Source organism: Grimontia sp. THUN1695 (genome assembly GCF_059704325.2).
This window is the reverse complement of sequence record NZ_AP046577.1, coordinates 3,134,010-3,148,700: the sequence shown is the minus strand read 5'-3', so window position 1 is coordinate 3,148,700 and position 14,691 is coordinate 3,134,010. Positions and strand designations below refer to the sequence as shown.

Sequence of the window (14,691 nt, the reverse complement as noted above, 5' to 3'; positions counted from 1 at the left end):
AACTGCATAATTTCAGGCAAGACAACCACAAAAGCATCATCATGGCCTTATTTACCACCCCACCCCAGTCTCTTTGCATACTCCGTCTTTCCGCCATAGGGGATGTATGCAACGCAATGGCAGCCGTGCAGGCTATTCAGTCCCAGTGGCCTGACACCCGGATAACCTGGATTGCTGGCAAAGCAGAAGCCGCGTTGCTCACACCACTTTTGCCGGATGTCACCGTCATTGCTTTTGATAAAAAACAGGGCATGAAGGGCATGAAGGCGGTGTGGCAATCGTTGAAAGGGCAACAATTCGATGCACTCCTGCACATGCAAAGTGCGATTCGCGCCAGCGTGCTTTCCCTGGGCATCAAGGCCAAATACCGCCTTGGCTTTGACAAAGTACGCGCCAGCGATCTGCAATCGTGGTTTACCAACATTAAGGTGCCATCGCCTGCCTCCCCACATGTGCTTGATGGATTTATGGCATTCACCGAAGTGCTGGGGCTAGCACCGCAAACACCGACATGGAAAATCTCTCTCGCCAAGGAAGATATTGTTTGGGCGAAAGCACAACTGCGCGATAAACCGACACTCATCGTCGCGCCCGCTGCCAGCAAGGCCTTTAAGAACTGGACAGCCGAAGGGTACGCAGCAGTGATTGAACATGCCATGAAAAAGGGCTTTGACGTGATTCTGGCAGGCGGTCCGGGGCAGATTGAAATCGCGCTGGGTCAGGCGATAGAGAACCAGCTGTCACAACCGGTAAAAAACCTCATCGGAAAAACTACCCTGCTCCAGTTGCTGGCACTGGAAAAAGAAGCATCACTGGTACTGGCACCAGACAGTGGCCCGGCCCATCTTGCCAATGCGGTCAATACACCGGTGATTGGCTTATACGCCCACCACAACCCCGCACGTACCGGCCCCTATAATTGGCGACACTATGTGGTGAGTGTTTATGCCGAGGCCATTGAAGCTGAAACAGGAAAAACCGTTGAGCAGGTCTCCTGGCGCACCCGTGTGAAAGATGAAAACGCCATGCAACGCATTACGATTGAATCGGTGATCGCACGATTCGATGACGTCACCGAGAAAGAGGAACTGTTATGAGCCAGGCACAACGCGCCACCATCAGCGCCATCATTATCACCAAAAACGAAGAGCACATTCTGCCTGAGTGTCTCGCCTCACTGGACTGGGTCGATGAAATCATTGTTGTGGATTCTGGCAGCACCGACAATACGGTCGCAATTGCAGAAGCGGCTGGCGCAAAGGTGTATGTGAATGCTGAGTGGCCGGGATTTGGTAAACAGAAACAACTGGCGCAGCACTACGCGACCAAAGACTGGATCATTGCCATTGATGCTGATGAAGTGGTGTCATCGGCGCTCAAGCAAAGCCTGCTCAAATTGCTGGAAAATCCACCGACAGAAACATTAGTTGAAGTCAATGAGCTGACCTGGGTATTCGGACGCTTCCTGCGTCACTCGGGATGGTATTACAGCCATGTCCGTGTCTACCCGCGGGAATACACCCAGTATGACGATGCATTGGTACATGAAAAAATCATCCATCCGGAAGGGGCGAAAACCCTTGTGCTGGACGGCGATTTGCTCCACTACTCGTATCGCGACCTCAACCACTATCTGGTGAAATCAGCACATTATGCCAAAGCATGGGCAGATGGCCGCCAGGCCCGCGGCAAAAAAAGCAGCATCAGTCAGGGGATCCTCCATGCTCTGGGGTGTTTCCTGAAAATGTATGTACTGAAACGGGGATTTTTAGACGGCAAACAGGGCTTTTTGATTGCAGTGCTGTCAGCGCACTCCACCTTTGTGAAGTACGCTGATTTGTGGATCCGCGCCAATGACAGCCGAGCGGCTAAATAACGCGGCCAAGAAACCCCTTCACGTCCGGCAGAATGGCATCAATATCAATTTTTGACATGTCTGCCGCCTCTTCCTTGTTTTTCGCGGCTGGTGGCGCAAACGCGATATGCCGCCCTTCGCGGTTAATCGGTTTCCAGCGAAGCGGCGTCGCACTGCGTTTGGCCGGGAAAAAGCCAATAGTTGGCACATCGACCGTCGCTGCGATATGAAGAGGCCCTGTTGAGCCAGCCATAAATGCACTCGCACAGGCAATGGATTGGGTGAAGTCTTGCAAGCCATCATTTTTGTCATAAACAGCAGCATTGACGGACTTTTCCGCAAGGAGAGACTGAAGCGCTGACGCTTTTTCTTGTTCTCCCGGCCCGGCAGTCAGCACCCATTCAACCTCATGTTCAGAAGCGATACCCGCCACCAAGCCAGCATACTGCTGAAGTGACAGGTTATTTGCCGATCCGCCGCTCCCTGCGTGCACATAAAACCAGGGCTTATTGGGATCCAGCCCCAATGCTGACGAGAGTTTTTGCTTTTGCGCAAGCAAGATGCTGTTCTCAAAAGCAAGATAGGGAGCATGGGGTTCTTTTGCTTCAACGCCCAGCGTTGCCAGAAACGCGCGGATAAGGTCGAGGTTATACTCAAACTCAGGTTTTGCGGACTGCGATCGGCGTTGCGTCACGCGGTGATTATACAAAAACTGGCAAATTTTAGTCGCCGGTGCCAAGCGAAAAGGCACCCCGGCTTTCCAAACCAGCATCGCGTTGTAGCTGTCTGAGAACAGGCAAATAGACGCGTCAAACCGTTCGGCCCTGATTTGGCTGACAAGCGCTTTTTTACGCTGCTTATCCGCGTTTTTACCACCATCGACCAACACCTTGTCTATCGATGGACAGAGTTCTGCCAATGCTTTGGTATAGGAAGGCACCAATGCGGTAATTTCCACGTCCGGCAGGGATTGTTTCAACATGGCAAATGCAGGCCATGCAAGCATGAAATCGCCAATCTTATCGTTTCTGATGACAAGGATTTTTTTCATTGTATCTACCTGATGCCGTATTCTGCACCGATCATACCTGATGAACGGCCTGTCGCTAAGTATTGGGTAAAAAGAAAAAGTGTCGTATGCATTGCTGTTTTTATGACTTCATCCTATGACGGGGAATAAAATGTCACGCGTTTTTGATAGCATGTCGCCAGTTCAGAAAATTGCAGGATACGACTGTGAGCAAGAAAGCCATCACCCGCGTGATTTACCCGGGTACTTTTGATCCTATTACCAATGGCCATGTTGATCTGGTGGAGCGTGCGGCATCCATGTTTGATGACGTCGTGGTCGGCATTGCCGCAAGCCCAAGCAAAAAGCCGCTGTTCGAGCTTGATGAACGTGTCGAGCTTGCAAAAGCCGTCACCGCCCACCTCGATAATGTCAGTGTGGTCGGCTTCTCGGGCCTTCTGGTGGACTTTGCCAAGCAGTACCAGGCAAACATTCTGGTTCGGGGCCTTCGTGCAGTGTCAGACTTCGAATATGAGTTCCAGCTTGCCAACATGAACCGTCGTTTGATGCCAGAGCTGGAAAGCGTGTTTCTGACGCCGTCTGAGGAAAACTCGTTTATTTCCTCAACACTGGTGAAAGAGGTCGCGCTCCATGGCGGTGACACCCGTGGTTTTGTCCATCCAAAAGTACTGGAAGCACTGAATTCACGACTGAAAAAGTAACGCCAGCAACGCCCGAGCTGCGGGCGTTGTTTATTTTTGGCACGCTGGGCAAAACACCGTATTGCGCTGGCCAATCTTCACGCTTTCAAGCACCTCACCACACACCGGACAAGGTTTGCCCTGTTTGCCATACACCCGCAGCTCCTGGGCAAAGTAGCCGGGCTTACCATCGGCTTGGGTAAAGTCTTTCAGCGTGGTGCCTCCCTGCCGGATGGCCGTTGCCAATACCGCCTTGATCTCGGCCACCAGCGTCTGGGCTTCTTCACGGGTCAGCTGTCCTGCTGGCCGCGTTGGATGAATCTTTGACGTAAACAGGGACTCATTGGCATAGATATTCCCTACTCCAACCACCACCGCGTTATCCATGATAAAGGGTTTAATGGCGGTGCGTTTCCCTTTAGCTTTCTCAAGCAGGTAATCACCGGTAAAGTCGTCAGTGAGCGGCTCAGGGCCGAGCTTTTCAAGGACCGGATGATCGTCCCCTTTTTCCTGCCAGAGCCAGGCACCAAAACGGCGAGGATCGTTATAACGGATCACTTTGCCGTTAGAAAGATGCAGATCGACGTGATCGTGTTTGCCTGCGGGGGTTGCCTCCGGCAATACACGCAAACTGCCCGACATGCCAAGGTGCACCAGTGCATAGCCAATATCGGTATCCAGGATCAGATATTTGGCACGGCGTTTCACCGCCCGTATGGTCTGGCCTTCAATGTCGAACAAGGTATCCGGCACAGGCCAGCGCAGTTTGGGCTGCCTGACCTCCAGTTTGGTCACAACCTGATCTTTGGCATGGGGCGTGATCCCCATGCGGCTCACTTCTACTTCCGGTAACTCTGGCATCCTGTTAGTTCTGTGTGTGGGTTGGAAACAGATAGTTTGGATCAACCGAGACCGCAAGCCAACGATTTTCCCAGTTTTGGATCAGCCAGAACTGGGGCAGCTGGTAGTACGTTAAACGAAATGGCTCTACCGACTCTCCCCGGTCAACCACCAGTGTGGCCGGCCTGTTCAGGCCAGGCTTGAGTTTGTCATAGGTTGGCTTATCAATTTCCGTGCCGGAGAGATTTATCCAGCGACGGGCTAACTCAGATGCAGAAACCGAAAGCGGTGTATCGGTTTGCCAGGGCGTGCCATAGGTCAGGGTGAATGTCGGGAAACGCAGGGATTGCACCTCCACTCCGGACGGCATCAGCGTGATGATACCATCCGCTTGTACCTGTTCAGTCTGGCGTTCAGCATCACTTCCAGCCAACTGGCTTTTAAGGTATGTCGGCAGGTTTATCAAGGTGATAAACACCACAACCCCCAGGATCAGGAAGTTATTGAACGTCTTGCGGGACGGTGTCGCCATCATTCACTCTCAGTATCAAGCTCGTGTTCCCATGCTACCTGATACGACAGACATTCAGGTATAAAAAAACCCAGCCTAAGCCGGGTTTTTTACCAAAGCAAAGACCAATTACTTGATTTTTGCTTCTTTGTACATAACGTGCTGACGAACAACTGGATCAAATTTCTTGATCTCAAATTTGCCCGGCATGTTACGCTTGTTTTTATCAGTGGTGTAGAAGTGACCAGTACCAGCAGATGATACCAGGCGGATCTTCTCGCGAATGCCTTTAGCCATTCTTTAAGTCCTCTTAAACGTTCTCACCGCGGGCACGGATGTCTGCAAGAACAGCATCAATACCTTTCTTATCGATGATACGCATACCTTTAGGGGTAAGACGCAGTTTAACAAAGCGTTTTTCGCTTTCTACCCAGAAACGATGAGTTTGCAGGTTCGGCAGAAAACGACGCTTGGTGGCGTTATTAGCGTGAGAGCGGTTGTTACCAACTACAGGACGCTTGCCAGTTACTTGGCATACTCGTGACATGAATGTCTCTCCAAAATCGTTTCAGCTCGATGCTAACCTTGTCCGCCATTCCTGCAATTTCTAGGTCAGGCTCAAGGTCAAGGCTAATCAAAGGTGGCGCATTATACAAAGTGAATCGGCATTGCTCAAGTCCCGAGCAGATCCTTTTGACACTTTTCGATCGTTTTTTAGCAACCTAGGTGACGCTGACCTGAGGCAAACCTCGCTCGCCCCCAGGAAAAACGCCATACAGCGGTTTTCTACCGAATTAGAGAGAAGATGTTAAAGTACGATCGAGTATGAAACATACTCTTAAATCCAACCACGCTCGGCGAAGGATACCACGTCACCATCACCGATCACCATATGGTCAAGCAAACGAATGTCTACTAGCGCCAGCGCGTCACTAATTCGATGGGTAATATGGCGATCGGCATTGCTTGGCTCGGCGATGCCTGAAGGATGGTTATGGGCCAAAATGACTGCATTGGCCCCCAGCTCCAGTGAACGTTTGACCACTTCACGCGGATACACCCCAGCGGTATTGATGGTGCCTTCAAACAAGATTTCATCAGCAATCGGACGGTTCTGGTTATCCAGATACAACACCAGAAATGCCTCCCGCTGACGGTCGCGCAATTTCAGCGACAGATAGTTTGCGGTGTGGGAGGGGCTTGCCAGCGCATCTTCCCGCGCAAGTGTTTCGCCCAGGTGGCGCTTGCTCAGCTCAAGTACCGCCTGCAATTGTGCATATTTCGCCGCACCCAGCCCTTTTCTTGCACTGAATTGCGTCAACGTTGCCTGCATCAGGCCGCGCAGGGAGCCAAAATCTTCCAGCAGATAGCGGGCAAGTTCAATGGCGTTCATTCCGGTGACACCGGTGCGAAGGAAAATGGCCAGAAGCTCAGCATTGGTCAATGCTTCCGGCCCCTTTGCCAGCAGCTTCTCCCGTGGCCGGCACTCTTCCGGCAAATTTTTCAGCGACATGGCATTCTCTATCGGGAAAACCATGAGCGTTATCCTCACCATCGTATCCGTCAAGTAGTACGGCAGTAAGCTGCGATGAGAGCGCTAATCCCAGTGAATTGTGCAAGCACATGATTACATTTCCCTGGGTGATACTTCTGTTTTCACATTCGTGGACGCACAATGGACGATCACCGGTCTATTTATGCTATCTTTCCTCCCATTATCTATTGGTTAAATTCGTTATGGCCCAGAAAATCACTAAGACCCTGTCGGGCAGACATATCGTGCTTGGCATAGGTGGCGGTATTGCTGCCTACAAATGTGCCGATCTCACGCGTCGCCTGATTGAACGCGGTGCCGAGGTGCGCATCGTGATGACCCATGCAGCGAAAGAATTCATTACCCCGCTGACCATGCAGGCGGTATCCGGCTATCCGGTAGCAGACAGCTTGCTCGACCTGGCAGCAGAAGCGTCCATGGGCCATATCGAAATCGCCAAGTGGGCAGATTTGGTGCTGCTGGCACCGGCGACTGCCGATTTGATTGCCCGTGTCGCAGCCGGTATGGGGAACGATCTTCTGACCACCTTGTGCCTGGCTACCGATGCGCCTGTTGCCCTCGCTCCTGCCATGAACCAGCAGATGTACCGGGCGGTGGCGACCCAGGAAAACCTCGCCACACTGAAACGCCGCGGCCATCCCGTATGGGGACCTGCGAGTGGCGAGCAAGCCTGCGGTGATGTCGGTCCGGGCCGTATGCTGGAGCCAATGCAGCTTGTAAATCTGGTCGAAGAACACTTTACCGAAGGTGACCTCTCCGGCACTTCTTTCCTCATTACCGCAGGGCCAACAAGAGAAGCGATTGATCCGGTACGTTATCTCACCAACCACAGCTCAGGGAAAATGGGCTATGCGATTGCTGAAGCCGCAGCAAAACGCGGTGCAACCGTCACCCTTATCAGTGGCCCGGTCAACCTGCCGACGCCGGCAGGCGTTTCACGGATTGATGTGGAAAGCGCACAGCAAATGCATGATGCTGTGCATGCACATGCCGGACAGCACCAAATTTTCATTGCCTGCGCCGCAGTCGCTGATTTCAGGCCGGCAAACATTGCCGACCAGAAAATGAAGAAACAGGACGGTCAGGACGACATGACCCTCACACTGGTGAAAAACCCGGATATCGTTGCTTCTGTCGCCGCCATGACAGAAAACCGTCCCTTTACGGTGGGGTTTGCTGCAGAAACGCAGGACATTGAGCACTATGCCCGCAACAAACTTGCAAAAAAGAACCTGGATTTGATTTGTGCCAATGACGTATCACGCGAAGGACAAGGGTTTAACAGCGACCAAAACGCGTTACACCTGTATTGGCCAACTGGCGACAAAGCGTTGCCTCTGGCAAGCAAAGCCGACATCGGCCACCAGCTTGTCAGCGAAATTACAGCACTCTATCACTCGAAATAACGATTCAGCGGAAACTGGTTATGAAAAAAATTGATCTTAAAATCCTCGACCCACGCGTTGGTAATGAATTCCCCCTGCCAGCCTACGCAACTGAAGGCTCTGCAGGGCTGGATTTGCGCGCGGTACTGGATGCCCCGCTGACACTGGAGCCAGGCCAGACAGAACTGCTGCCTACTGGTCTTGCTATCCATATTGCCGACACATCACTGGCGGCAACTATCCTGCCGCGTTCAGGCCTTGGCCACAAACATGGCATCGTGCTGGGCAATCTGGTTGGCCTTATCGACTCTGATTACCAGGGTCAGCTGATGGTTTCCTGCTGGAACCGCGGGAACACCACGTTTACCATTGAACCGGGTGAACGCATTGCACAACTGGTTTTCGTGCCGGTGGTCCAAGCTGAATTTAATATTGTGGAAACGTTCGACGAAACAGCGCGTGGTGCTGGTGGATTCGGGCATTCAGGCACAAAATAACCGTGTTAACCCAGTGAAAAGTCTGAAAAATGCCACAAATGCGTGGTATTTTTCATGCCGCATTCACGCTTTCAGACATCCCTACAGGCACTGTCTACATCCATAGCGCATTATTCTTTTAATACAGAGAGTTCATCGTTAAGATAGCGGCTCTTCAGCCGATATTTGGGTCTGTGACCCCTAGAACAACAAAGGAACCATCTATTCATGGCTGGTCAAAGAAAACAGAATCGCAGAGAGGAAATTCTTCAGGCTCTGGCCCAAATGCTGGAGTCCAACCAAGGCAGCCAACGCATTACTACTGCAAAGCTTGCTGCGCAGGTCGGTGTTTCTGAAGCGGCGCTTTACAGACATTTCCCCAGCAAAGCACGCATGTTTGAAGGCTTGATCGAGTTTATCGAAGAGTCATTACTCACCCGCATCAACCGCATTCAAAGTGACGAAAAAGATACCCTGACCCGACTGCGTCTGATTCTGCAACTTCTGCTTGTTTTTGGTGAGCGCAATCCAGGCCTGACCCGCATCATGACAGGTCATGCATTGATGTTCGAACAAGACAGGCTGCAAAGCCGCATTAACCAGTTGTTTGAAAAGATTGAAACCCAGGTGCGCCAGGTGCTCCGTGAACGGCGCCTAAGGGAAGGCAAAGGGTTTCCCATTGAAGAATCTGTGCTGGCAGCACAACTGCTGGCCCAGGTGGAAGGAAACCTGAACCGCTTTGTCCGTTCAAACTTTAAGCACCTGCCAACGGCAGAATTTGACCAGTACTGGCTGCTGTTGAGCGCACAAATTCAATGATCGTGCAGGCAATAGATGTAAAAAGGCTGCAATCATGCAGCCTTTTTCGTTTAAGAGCAAACGTGGTTACACCCCGTATTCTGCGCGATACGCTTTTACTGCTGCCAGATGTTCAGGATTTCCACCCTGCTCTTCCAGGTACGTCACCAGATCGCTAAGGCTGATAATAGACACCACCTGACAGCCAAAATCGCGCTCCACTTCCTGGATAGCTGACAGCTCACCCTTGCCGCGCTCCTGACGGTCAATCGCCACCAATACGCCAGCCAGTTCAGCCCCCTGAGCCTGAATAACTTCCATCGATTCACGAATCGCGGTACCCGCTGTGATCACATCATCCACCAGCATGATACGGCCAGCCAGCGCACTGCCAACCAGACTGCCACCTTCACCGTGATCTTTGGCTTCCTTGCGGTTGAAGCAGTATGGAGTGTCCACATTATGGTGCTCTGCCAGCGCCACTGCTGTGGTTGTGGCAATGGGAATCCCTTTGTAAGCAGGGCCAAACAACACGTCATATTCAATCCCGGCATCCACCAGTGCTTCTGCGTAGAAACGGCCCAGACGCGCCAAATCCCTACCGGTGTTAAACAAGCCGGCATTAAAGAAGTAAGGGCTCTTGCGACCAGACTTCAAGGTAAACTCACCGAATTTCAGTACTTCTTTTTCTAATGCAAACTCGATGAACTGACGCTGGTAGGCTTTCATTTTCTCTCCTGTCGAACAATTACCTGAGGCGCGAATGCCTCTTTTACAAAATCCAGTTAAAAAAAAGCGGCTCCAATAGAAGCCGCTCTCTTATCAATCAATTAACGATGCTTTCTGAATAGCAACGATATCTTTAATGCCCTGTGTTGCCAGCGCCAACATGGCATTTAGCTCTTCGGCGGTGAATGGCTCCGCTTCTGCCGTGCCCTGCACTTCAATCATGCGGCCATCTTCCAGCATCACCACATTCATGTCAGTGTCTGCTGCAGAGTCTTCCACATATTCCAAGTCACAAATGGGTGTGCCTTCGAAAATACCCACAGACACGGCCGCTACATGGCCCTTCATTGGGTTTTCTTTCAGCTTGCCTTCACTCACCAGCATGTTCAGTGCATCCGCCAGCGCAACACTTGCACCAGTAATCGACGCAGTACGTGTACCGCCATCGGCCTGAATCACGTCACAGTCAACAGTAATGGTGAAGTCACCCAGCTTATCCAGGTTCACCGCCGCACGCAGGCTACGTGCAATAAGACGTTGGATTTCCATGGTGCGACCACCTTGCTTACCGTTCGCCGCTTCACGACGGTTACGCGTGTGGGTTGCACGTGGCAACATGCCGTATTCTGCGGTTACCCAGCCCTGTCCTTTGCCTTTCAGAAAACGAGGTACGCCCTCTTCAACGCTCGCGGTACAGATAACTTTCGTGTTGCCAAACTCCACCAGCACTGAACCTTCCGCATGGGCGGTAAAATGACGGGTAATGGTAACCGGACGAATTTGACCAACTTCTCTGCCGCTAGGACGCATAGACTCACCTGTAAAATCTGCTGAATTTCGTTAACCGGCGATTATAACGACTTCACGCCTCCGGTGCTAACACAATGCCGTTTTATCCGGTTTTTCTGGCTCAAATAGCGTCATGACGCATCTCACTGACATCCCGAGTCAGAAAGGCATATAATGACGCAAATTTATCTTCGATGAGTGAACTTCAATGATCCACAGTATGACTGCCTACGCCCGTCGGGAAATCAAGGGCACATGGGGCACCGCCGTTTGGGAAATCCGCTCGGTTAACCAACGTTACCTCGAAACCTATATCCGTATGCCAGAGCAGTTCCGTGGCCTTGAACCTATCATTCGTGAACGTTTCCGCAGCCGTCTTGCCCGCGGCAAAGTGGAGTGCAACCTGCGTTTCGAAGCCAACCAATCCGCCAATACTGAGCTTAAAATCAACGAGGAACTGGCCAAACAGGTGATTCACGCCGCTAAGTGGGTCAAAGAGGTTTCCGGTGAAGGCAACATTGGTCCTTTCCAGGTGTTGCAGTGGCCAGGCGTGATGGAAACGCCAGAGCAGGACATGGACGTGATCAACAAAGCCCTGCTGGAAGGATTTGACCAGGCTGTTGATGATTTCATTGCTGCCCGCGCCAGCGAAGGCAGCAACATGAAGGCCCTGATTGAACAGCGCCTCGACGGTATCGCAGCAGAAGTGGTAAAAGTGCGGGCGAAGATGCCGGAAATCCTGCAATGGCAACGTGAGCGCCTGCTGACCAAATTGGAAGAAGCGAAGATTGAGCTCGACGCCAACCGCGTGGAGCAGGAAATTATCCTGCTGGCGCAAAAGTCAGATGTTGCCGAGGAGCTGGATCGCCTGGAGTCACACGTTTCCGAGACCCGGAAAATCCTCACTAAAGGCGGCGCCTGTGGCCGACGTCTGGATTTTATGATGCAGGAGTTCAACCGTGAGTCGAACACCCTGGCGTCGAAGTCTATCAGCACAGAAATCACCGCATCAGGCGTTGAGCTGAAGGTTCTGATTGAACAAATGCGCGAGCAGATCCAAAACATCGAATAGTTTTTACCCGTCCAAGAATGCCTTAGAAGCCCTGTTATTTACTTGTAAGTACAGGGCTTTTCTGTCTCCCGTCCAAATCAGTGGTGGGCAGCCATTATTGCTAACAACATTTGACCTGTCTATAACTTCATAGTTTATCGTCATTCGTGTTCTGGTCTGTTTGAGCCAGCCGCGCCATTATTAAAAAGAACGGAAAGGACGTTTTATCTGTGTATCGCATTTCTGAGTTAGCTGAAAAAGTCGGGCTGTCACGGTCAACCTTGCTCTACTACGAGAAGCTAGGTTTGTTGCAGGGTGTTCGCCAAACCAACGGCTATCGACTGTATTCAGATAAAGATGTTCAGCAGTTGCGCTTGTTGCAACAACTGCAAGTGGGCGGTTTAACACTTAAGGAATGTAAATCCTTTTTGGACAGCAAGGTGCAGCGCTCTGTACTTGAAAAGCGCTTGCAGCAGCTGGACGAAGACATCGCTAAAAAGCAACAAGCTCGCGCGTTACTTGCCGCCATGCTTGGTGAAGGTTCGCTGCGTCTTTGGCACCAACAGACCGATAAATTAGCACCAGATGCCCATCTGGAGTGGTTAAAGCAGCAAGGCTTCAATGAACAACAAGCCCTGCATTTAAAATGGTTGTCAAAAGATATGAACGAACACGATCAATACATGGCCGACTTTATGGCGGTATTCCAGATGTTAGAGCGCTGGGGACCAGGCTGTGATGCCGATTCGCTTAAAGCGTTGTCAAAACTCCCAACGACGCCAACCAAGATCATTGATATTGGCTGTGGCAAAGGTTTTTCTACCCGCTTATTGGCAACGCATACTCAAGCACAGATCGTTGCGGTGGATAATGAGCAAAGCGCCCTTGATGAGCTGGGCGAACGCCTTATTGAGCAAGAATTGGATGCGCGCGTGATCTTATGCTGTGCCAGCATGACGGAACTGCCCTTTGCCTCTGAAAGCTTTGACTGTGTGTGGTCAGAAGGCTCGGCTTACATTATGGGGGTCGAGCAAGCATTAACCCAGTGGCGAACGCTACTGGCCGATAGTGGCTACATGGTAGTCAGTGACTTAGTGTGGCTAACCGACAATCCAAGCTCAGAGGCTGTAGAGTTCTGGAGGGGTGAATACCCAGACATGCAAACCATCGAAAAACGCTTAAGCCAAATGCGCCAAGCAGGCTTTGAAGTGATTGATCATTTCACCTTAAGGGAACAAGTGCGTATTCCGGCCGGATCTGAACAGTAATTCCGGAAACACTTGAACACCTATTCTGGAATCATTTGAACTCTGATTCCGGATTTATTTAGTACAGTTTTGTGCTCATTTCCGGAATCGGTGTTCAAGTACACCGGAATTTTCTCAACGCATTGAAATAACAATTAATTTGATAACTTAACCACTGACTTTTCGTTGGCGAGTGAGGGGTAGGTTTGAAAAGGATCACAATGCGTAAAATCAGAGAGGTTTTAAGGCTGCATTTCTCGGCAGGATTGAGTATCCGAGAGATCCACCGCAGCACCAAAGTCAGTGTCGGTAGTATTCAAACACTGCTCAGCAAAGCCAAGAGCATGAACTTATCCTGGCCACTGCCGGGTGAACTGGATGATGCGCAGTTGGCCCGCTGCTTTTATCCGCAAGCCGATACCCGCCATGCCAAGCGATTCCAAGAGCCGGATTGGGCAGACTTACGTAAGCAACTAAGCCGTAAGGGCGTGACGAAGCTGCTGTTGTGGGAGGAATACACTCAGCAATACCCCAACCGCTGTTACAGTTATTCCCAGTTCTGCGACCGCTATCTGCACTGGCTGAAGAAACAGCGCCGCTCCATGCGTCAGCATCACCGGGCAGGTGACGTCTTGTTCGTCGATTACGCAGGACAAACCATGCCTGTTGTGAATCCACAGACTGGCGAGATCCGGCACGCCCAAATCTTCGTGGCGGCCATGGGAGCGAGCAGCTATTACTTCGCCGAAGCGACCTGGACGCAAGGTATACAAGACTGGCTGGGCAGCCACGTTCGGGCCTTTGACTATCTCGGTGGCGTCCCCACTATGGTGGTGCCGGACAACTTAAAAAGTGCCGTCACCAAAGCCTGTAAAAGCGACCCAGATATCAACCCGGCCTATCAGCAACTGGCGGCTCACTATGATACGGCCATCGTGCCGGCCAGACCGTATAAGCCGAAGGATAAAGCCAAGGCCGAAGTGGGTGTACAAATCATTGAGCGCTGGATATTAGCCCGGCTTCGCCATCACACCTTCTTCTCACTGTATGAGCTGAATCAGTGCATCAGCGCGTTACTGATAGAAGTAAACAGTAAGCCCTTCAAACAAATGGCTGGAACCCGTCAGCAGTGGTTCGACGAACTGGATAAACCCGCCTTAAAACCGCTACCGTGTCATGCCTATGAATACACTGACATCCGCCAGGCTAAAGTGAACATTGATTACCATGTGCAGTATGAGAGCCATCTTTACTCAGTACCGCATCAACTGGTTGGTGAGCGGGTTGAGCTTCACGCGAAGCCGCGCTTAGTGCAAATCTACTTCCAGGGTAAATGCGTTGCCAGCCACCCCCGTAATGACCGCTACGGGTTTACCACTACACCGCAGCACATGCCTGTACAGCACCAGCATTACCACAAAGTCAGTGAGGGCAGTCTGATGAACTGGGCGAAGGACATCGGCGATGACGTGCTTGTCTGGGTAAAAGCGCAGCTTAAACGCAAACCGCATCCACAGCAGGCGTTCCGCGTCTGTCTGGGCGCATTGCGATTAGCCAGCCAGTATCCACCGCAGCGGCTCAATACCGCCTGTAAACTGGCTAATCAACATCAGCTCTATCGCCTGCAACAGCTCAAAGACATCTTAAACAGTAATCAGGACAAGCTCATCAGTGAATCCAGCCAGGAAACACTGACACTCCCTCAGCACCACGAAAATATCCGTGGCCCACAGAGCTTCCATTAA

The 14,691-nt window shown here is 51.5% G+C and carries 17 protein-coding genes; 9 read left to right on the top strand and 8 right to left on the bottom strand.

Annotation, left to right across the window (positions count from 1 at the left end):
- Positions 1-41 precede the first annotated feature (41 nt).
- Together AC6IB1_RS17910 and AC6IB1_RS17905 are read left to right on the top strand one after the other, a co-directional pair.
- Positions 42-1,097, top strand: coding sequence for a glycosyltransferase family 9 protein (locus tag AC6IB1_RS17910; RefSeq protein ID WP_497567747.1), 1,056 nt, complete (start codon positions 42-44; stop codon positions 1,095-1,097).
- Positions 1,094-1,876 carry a glycosyltransferase family 2 protein gene (locus tag AC6IB1_RS17905; protein WP_497567746.1) on the top strand — a complete coding sequence of 261 codons (783 nt, stop codon included), beginning with the start codon at positions 1,094-1,096 and terminating at the stop codon, positions 1,874-1,876. The genes AC6IB1_RS17910 and AC6IB1_RS17905 overlap by 4 nt, the downstream gene beginning before the upstream one ends.
- Here the strand turns inward: AC6IB1_RS17905 and AC6IB1_RS17900 are convergent.
- On the bottom strand, positions 1,869-2,906 hold the full coding sequence (locus AC6IB1_RS17900; RefSeq protein WP_497567745.1) for a glycosyltransferase family 9 protein: 1,038 nt from the start codon (positions 2,904-2,906) through the stop codon (positions 1,869-1,871). The two genes, AC6IB1_RS17905 and AC6IB1_RS17900, sit on opposite strands and share 8 nt — an antisense overlap.
- Positions 2,907-3,091: 185 nt before the next feature.
- On the opposite strand from AC6IB1_RS17900, the gene coaD reads away from it, so the two are divergent.
- The gene (gene coaD / locus AC6IB1_RS17895) at positions 3,092-3,586 is read left to right on the top strand and encodes a pantetheine-phosphate adenylyltransferase (protein WP_115659272.1); all 495 of its coding nucleotides are present in this window, start codon (positions 3,092-3,094) and stop codon (positions 3,584-3,586) included.
- 30 nt (positions 3,587-3,616) lie between these two features.
- On the opposite strand, the gene mutM is transcribed toward coaD, so the two are convergent.
- The 5 genes from mutM to radC all read right to left on the bottom strand — a co-directional run bounded on the left by mutM (position 3,617) and on the right by radC (position 6,429).
- On the bottom strand, positions 3,617-4,426 hold the full coding sequence (gene mutM, locus AC6IB1_RS17890; RefSeq protein ID WP_497567744.1) for a bifunctional DNA-formamidopyrimidine glycosylase/DNA-(apurinic or apyrimidinic site) lyase: 810 nt from the start codon (positions 4,424-4,426) through the stop codon (positions 3,617-3,619).
- Positions 4,427-4,430: 4 nt separating this feature from the next.
- Positions 4,431-4,940 carry a hypothetical protein gene (locus AC6IB1_RS17885; RefSeq protein ID WP_497567743.1) on the bottom strand — a complete coding sequence of 170 codons (510 nt, stop codon included), beginning with the start codon at positions 4,938-4,940 and terminating at the stop codon, positions 4,431-4,433.
- 105 nt (positions 4,941-5,045) lie between these two features.
- Positions 5,046-5,213, bottom strand: a complete 168-nt coding sequence (gene rpmG / locus AC6IB1_RS17880) for a 50S ribosomal protein L33 (RefSeq protein ID WP_002535344.1) — start codon at positions 5,211-5,213, stop codon at positions 5,046-5,048.
- Positions 5,214-5,226: 13 nt separating this feature from the next.
- Positions 5,227-5,463 (bottom strand): 50S ribosomal protein L28, encoded by a 237-nt coding sequence (rpmB, locus tag AC6IB1_RS17875; protein ID WP_005501506.1) that lies wholly within the window; start codon positions 5,461-5,463, stop codon positions 5,227-5,229.
- 291 nt (positions 5,464-5,754) lie between these two features.
- Positions 5,755-6,429, bottom strand: a complete 675-nt coding sequence (gene radC / locus AC6IB1_RS17870; protein WP_497567742.1) for a RadC family protein — start codon at positions 6,427-6,429, stop codon at positions 5,755-5,757.
- A gap of 224 nt (positions 6,430-6,653) precedes the next feature.
- Here radC and coaBC point away from each other — a divergent pair, with 224 nt between their 5' ends.
- From coaBC to slmA, 3 genes are all read left to right on the top strand, one after another.
- Positions 6,654-7,877 carry a bifunctional phosphopantothenoylcysteine decarboxylase/phosphopantothenate--cysteine ligase CoaBC gene (gene coaBC, locus AC6IB1_RS17865; RefSeq protein WP_497567741.1) on the top strand — a complete coding sequence of 408 codons (1,224 nt, stop codon included), beginning with the start codon at positions 6,654-6,656 and terminating at the stop codon, positions 7,875-7,877.
- Positions 7,878-7,897: 20 nt separating this feature from the next.
- Positions 7,898-8,353, top strand: a complete 456-nt coding sequence (gene dut / locus AC6IB1_RS17860) for a dUTP diphosphatase (protein WP_497567740.1) — start codon at positions 7,898-7,900, stop codon at positions 8,351-8,353.
- Positions 8,354-8,560: 207 nt separating this feature from the next.
- On the top strand, positions 8,561-9,151 hold the full coding sequence (gene slmA / locus AC6IB1_RS17855) for a nucleoid occlusion factor SlmA (RefSeq protein ID WP_497567739.1): 591 nt from the start codon (positions 8,561-8,563) through the stop codon (positions 9,149-9,151).
- Positions 9,152-9,217: 66 nt separating this feature from the next.
- Here slmA and pyrE read toward each other — a convergent pair whose 3' ends face one another.
- Together pyrE and rph are read right to left on the bottom strand one after the other, a co-directional pair.
- Complete coding sequence (gene pyrE, locus AC6IB1_RS17850; RefSeq protein WP_497567738.1) at positions 9,218-9,859, bottom strand: orotate phosphoribosyltransferase; 642 nt, start codon at positions 9,857-9,859, stop codon at positions 9,218-9,220.
- Positions 9,860-9,952: 93 nt separating this feature from the next.
- The gene (gene rph / locus AC6IB1_RS17845) at positions 9,953-10,669 is read right to left on the bottom strand and encodes a ribonuclease PH (RefSeq protein ID WP_497567737.1); all 717 of its coding nucleotides are present in this window, start codon (positions 10,667-10,669) and stop codon (positions 9,953-9,955) included.
- A gap of 187 nt (positions 10,670-10,856) precedes the next feature.
- On the opposite strand from rph, the gene AC6IB1_RS17840 reads away from it, so the two are divergent.
- From AC6IB1_RS17840 to istA, 3 genes are all read left to right on the top strand, one after another.
- Positions 10,857-11,720 carry a YicC/YloC family endoribonuclease gene (locus AC6IB1_RS17840; protein ID WP_497567736.1) on the top strand — a complete coding sequence of 288 codons (864 nt, stop codon included), beginning with the start codon at positions 10,857-10,859 and terminating at the stop codon, positions 11,718-11,720.
- Positions 11,721-11,929: 209 nt separating this feature from the next.
- Positions 11,930-12,967, top strand: coding sequence for a MerR family transcriptional regulator (locus AC6IB1_RS17835; protein WP_497567735.1), 1,038 nt, complete (start codon positions 11,930-11,932; stop codon positions 12,965-12,967).
- 200 nt (positions 12,968-13,167) lie between these two features.
- Positions 13,168-14,691, top strand: a complete 1,524-nt coding sequence (gene istA, locus AC6IB1_RS17830; RefSeq protein ID WP_497566251.1) for an IS21 family transposase — start codon at positions 13,168-13,170, stop codon at positions 14,689-14,691.

Coding starts and splice junctions, on each gene's coding strand:
- pyrE (WP_497567738.1), bottom strand. CDS start 9,859: ATGAAAGCCTACCAGCGTCAGTTCATCGAGTTTGCATTAGAAAAAGAA.
- coaBC (WP_497567741.1), top strand. CDS start 6,654: ATGGCCCAGAAAATCACTAAGACCCTGTCGGGCAGACATATCGTGCTT.
- istA (WP_497566251.1), top strand. CDS start 13,168: ATGCGTAAAATCAGAGAGGTTTTAAGGCTGCATTTCTCGGCAGGATTG.
- slmA (WP_497567739.1), top strand. CDS start 8,561: ATGGCTGGTCAAAGAAAACAGAATCGCAGAGAGGAAATTCTTCAGGCT.
- rpmG (WP_002535344.1), bottom strand. CDS start 5,213: ATGGCTAAAGGCATTCGCGAGAAGATCCGCCTGGTATCATCTGCTGGT.
- mutM (WP_497567744.1), bottom strand. CDS start 4,426: ATGCCAGAGTTACCGGAAGTAGAAGTGAGCCGCATGGGGATCACGCCC.
- dut (WP_497567740.1), top strand. CDS start 7,898: ATGAAAAAAATTGATCTTAAAATCCTCGACCCACGCGTTGGTAATGAA.
- AC6IB1_RS17900 (WP_497567745.1), bottom strand. CDS start 2,906: ATGAAAAAAATCCTTGTCATCAGAAACGATAAGATTGGCGATTTCATG.
- AC6IB1_RS17885 (WP_497567743.1), bottom strand. CDS start 4,940: ATGATGGCGACACCGTCCCGCAAGACGTTCAATAACTTCCTGATCCTG.
- AC6IB1_RS17910 (WP_497567747.1), top strand. CDS start 42: ATGGCCTTATTTACCACCCCACCCCAGTCTCTTTGCATACTCCGTCTT.
- radC (WP_497567742.1), bottom strand. CDS start 6,429: ATGTCGCTGAAAAATTTGCCGGAAGAGTGCCGGCCACGGGAGAAGCTG.
- AC6IB1_RS17905 (WP_497567746.1), top strand. CDS start 1,094: ATGAGCCAGGCACAACGCGCCACCATCAGCGCCATCATTATCACCAAA.
- AC6IB1_RS17840 (WP_497567736.1), top strand. CDS start 10,857: ATGATCCACAGTATGACTGCCTACGCCCGTCGGGAAATCAAGGGCACA.
- rph (WP_497567737.1), bottom strand. CDS start 10,669: ATGCGTCCTAGCGGCAGAGAAGTTGGTCAAATTCGTCCGGTTACCATT.
- rpmB (WP_005501506.1), bottom strand. CDS start 5,463: ATGTCACGAGTATGCCAAGTAACTGGCAAGCGTCCTGTAGTTGGTAAC.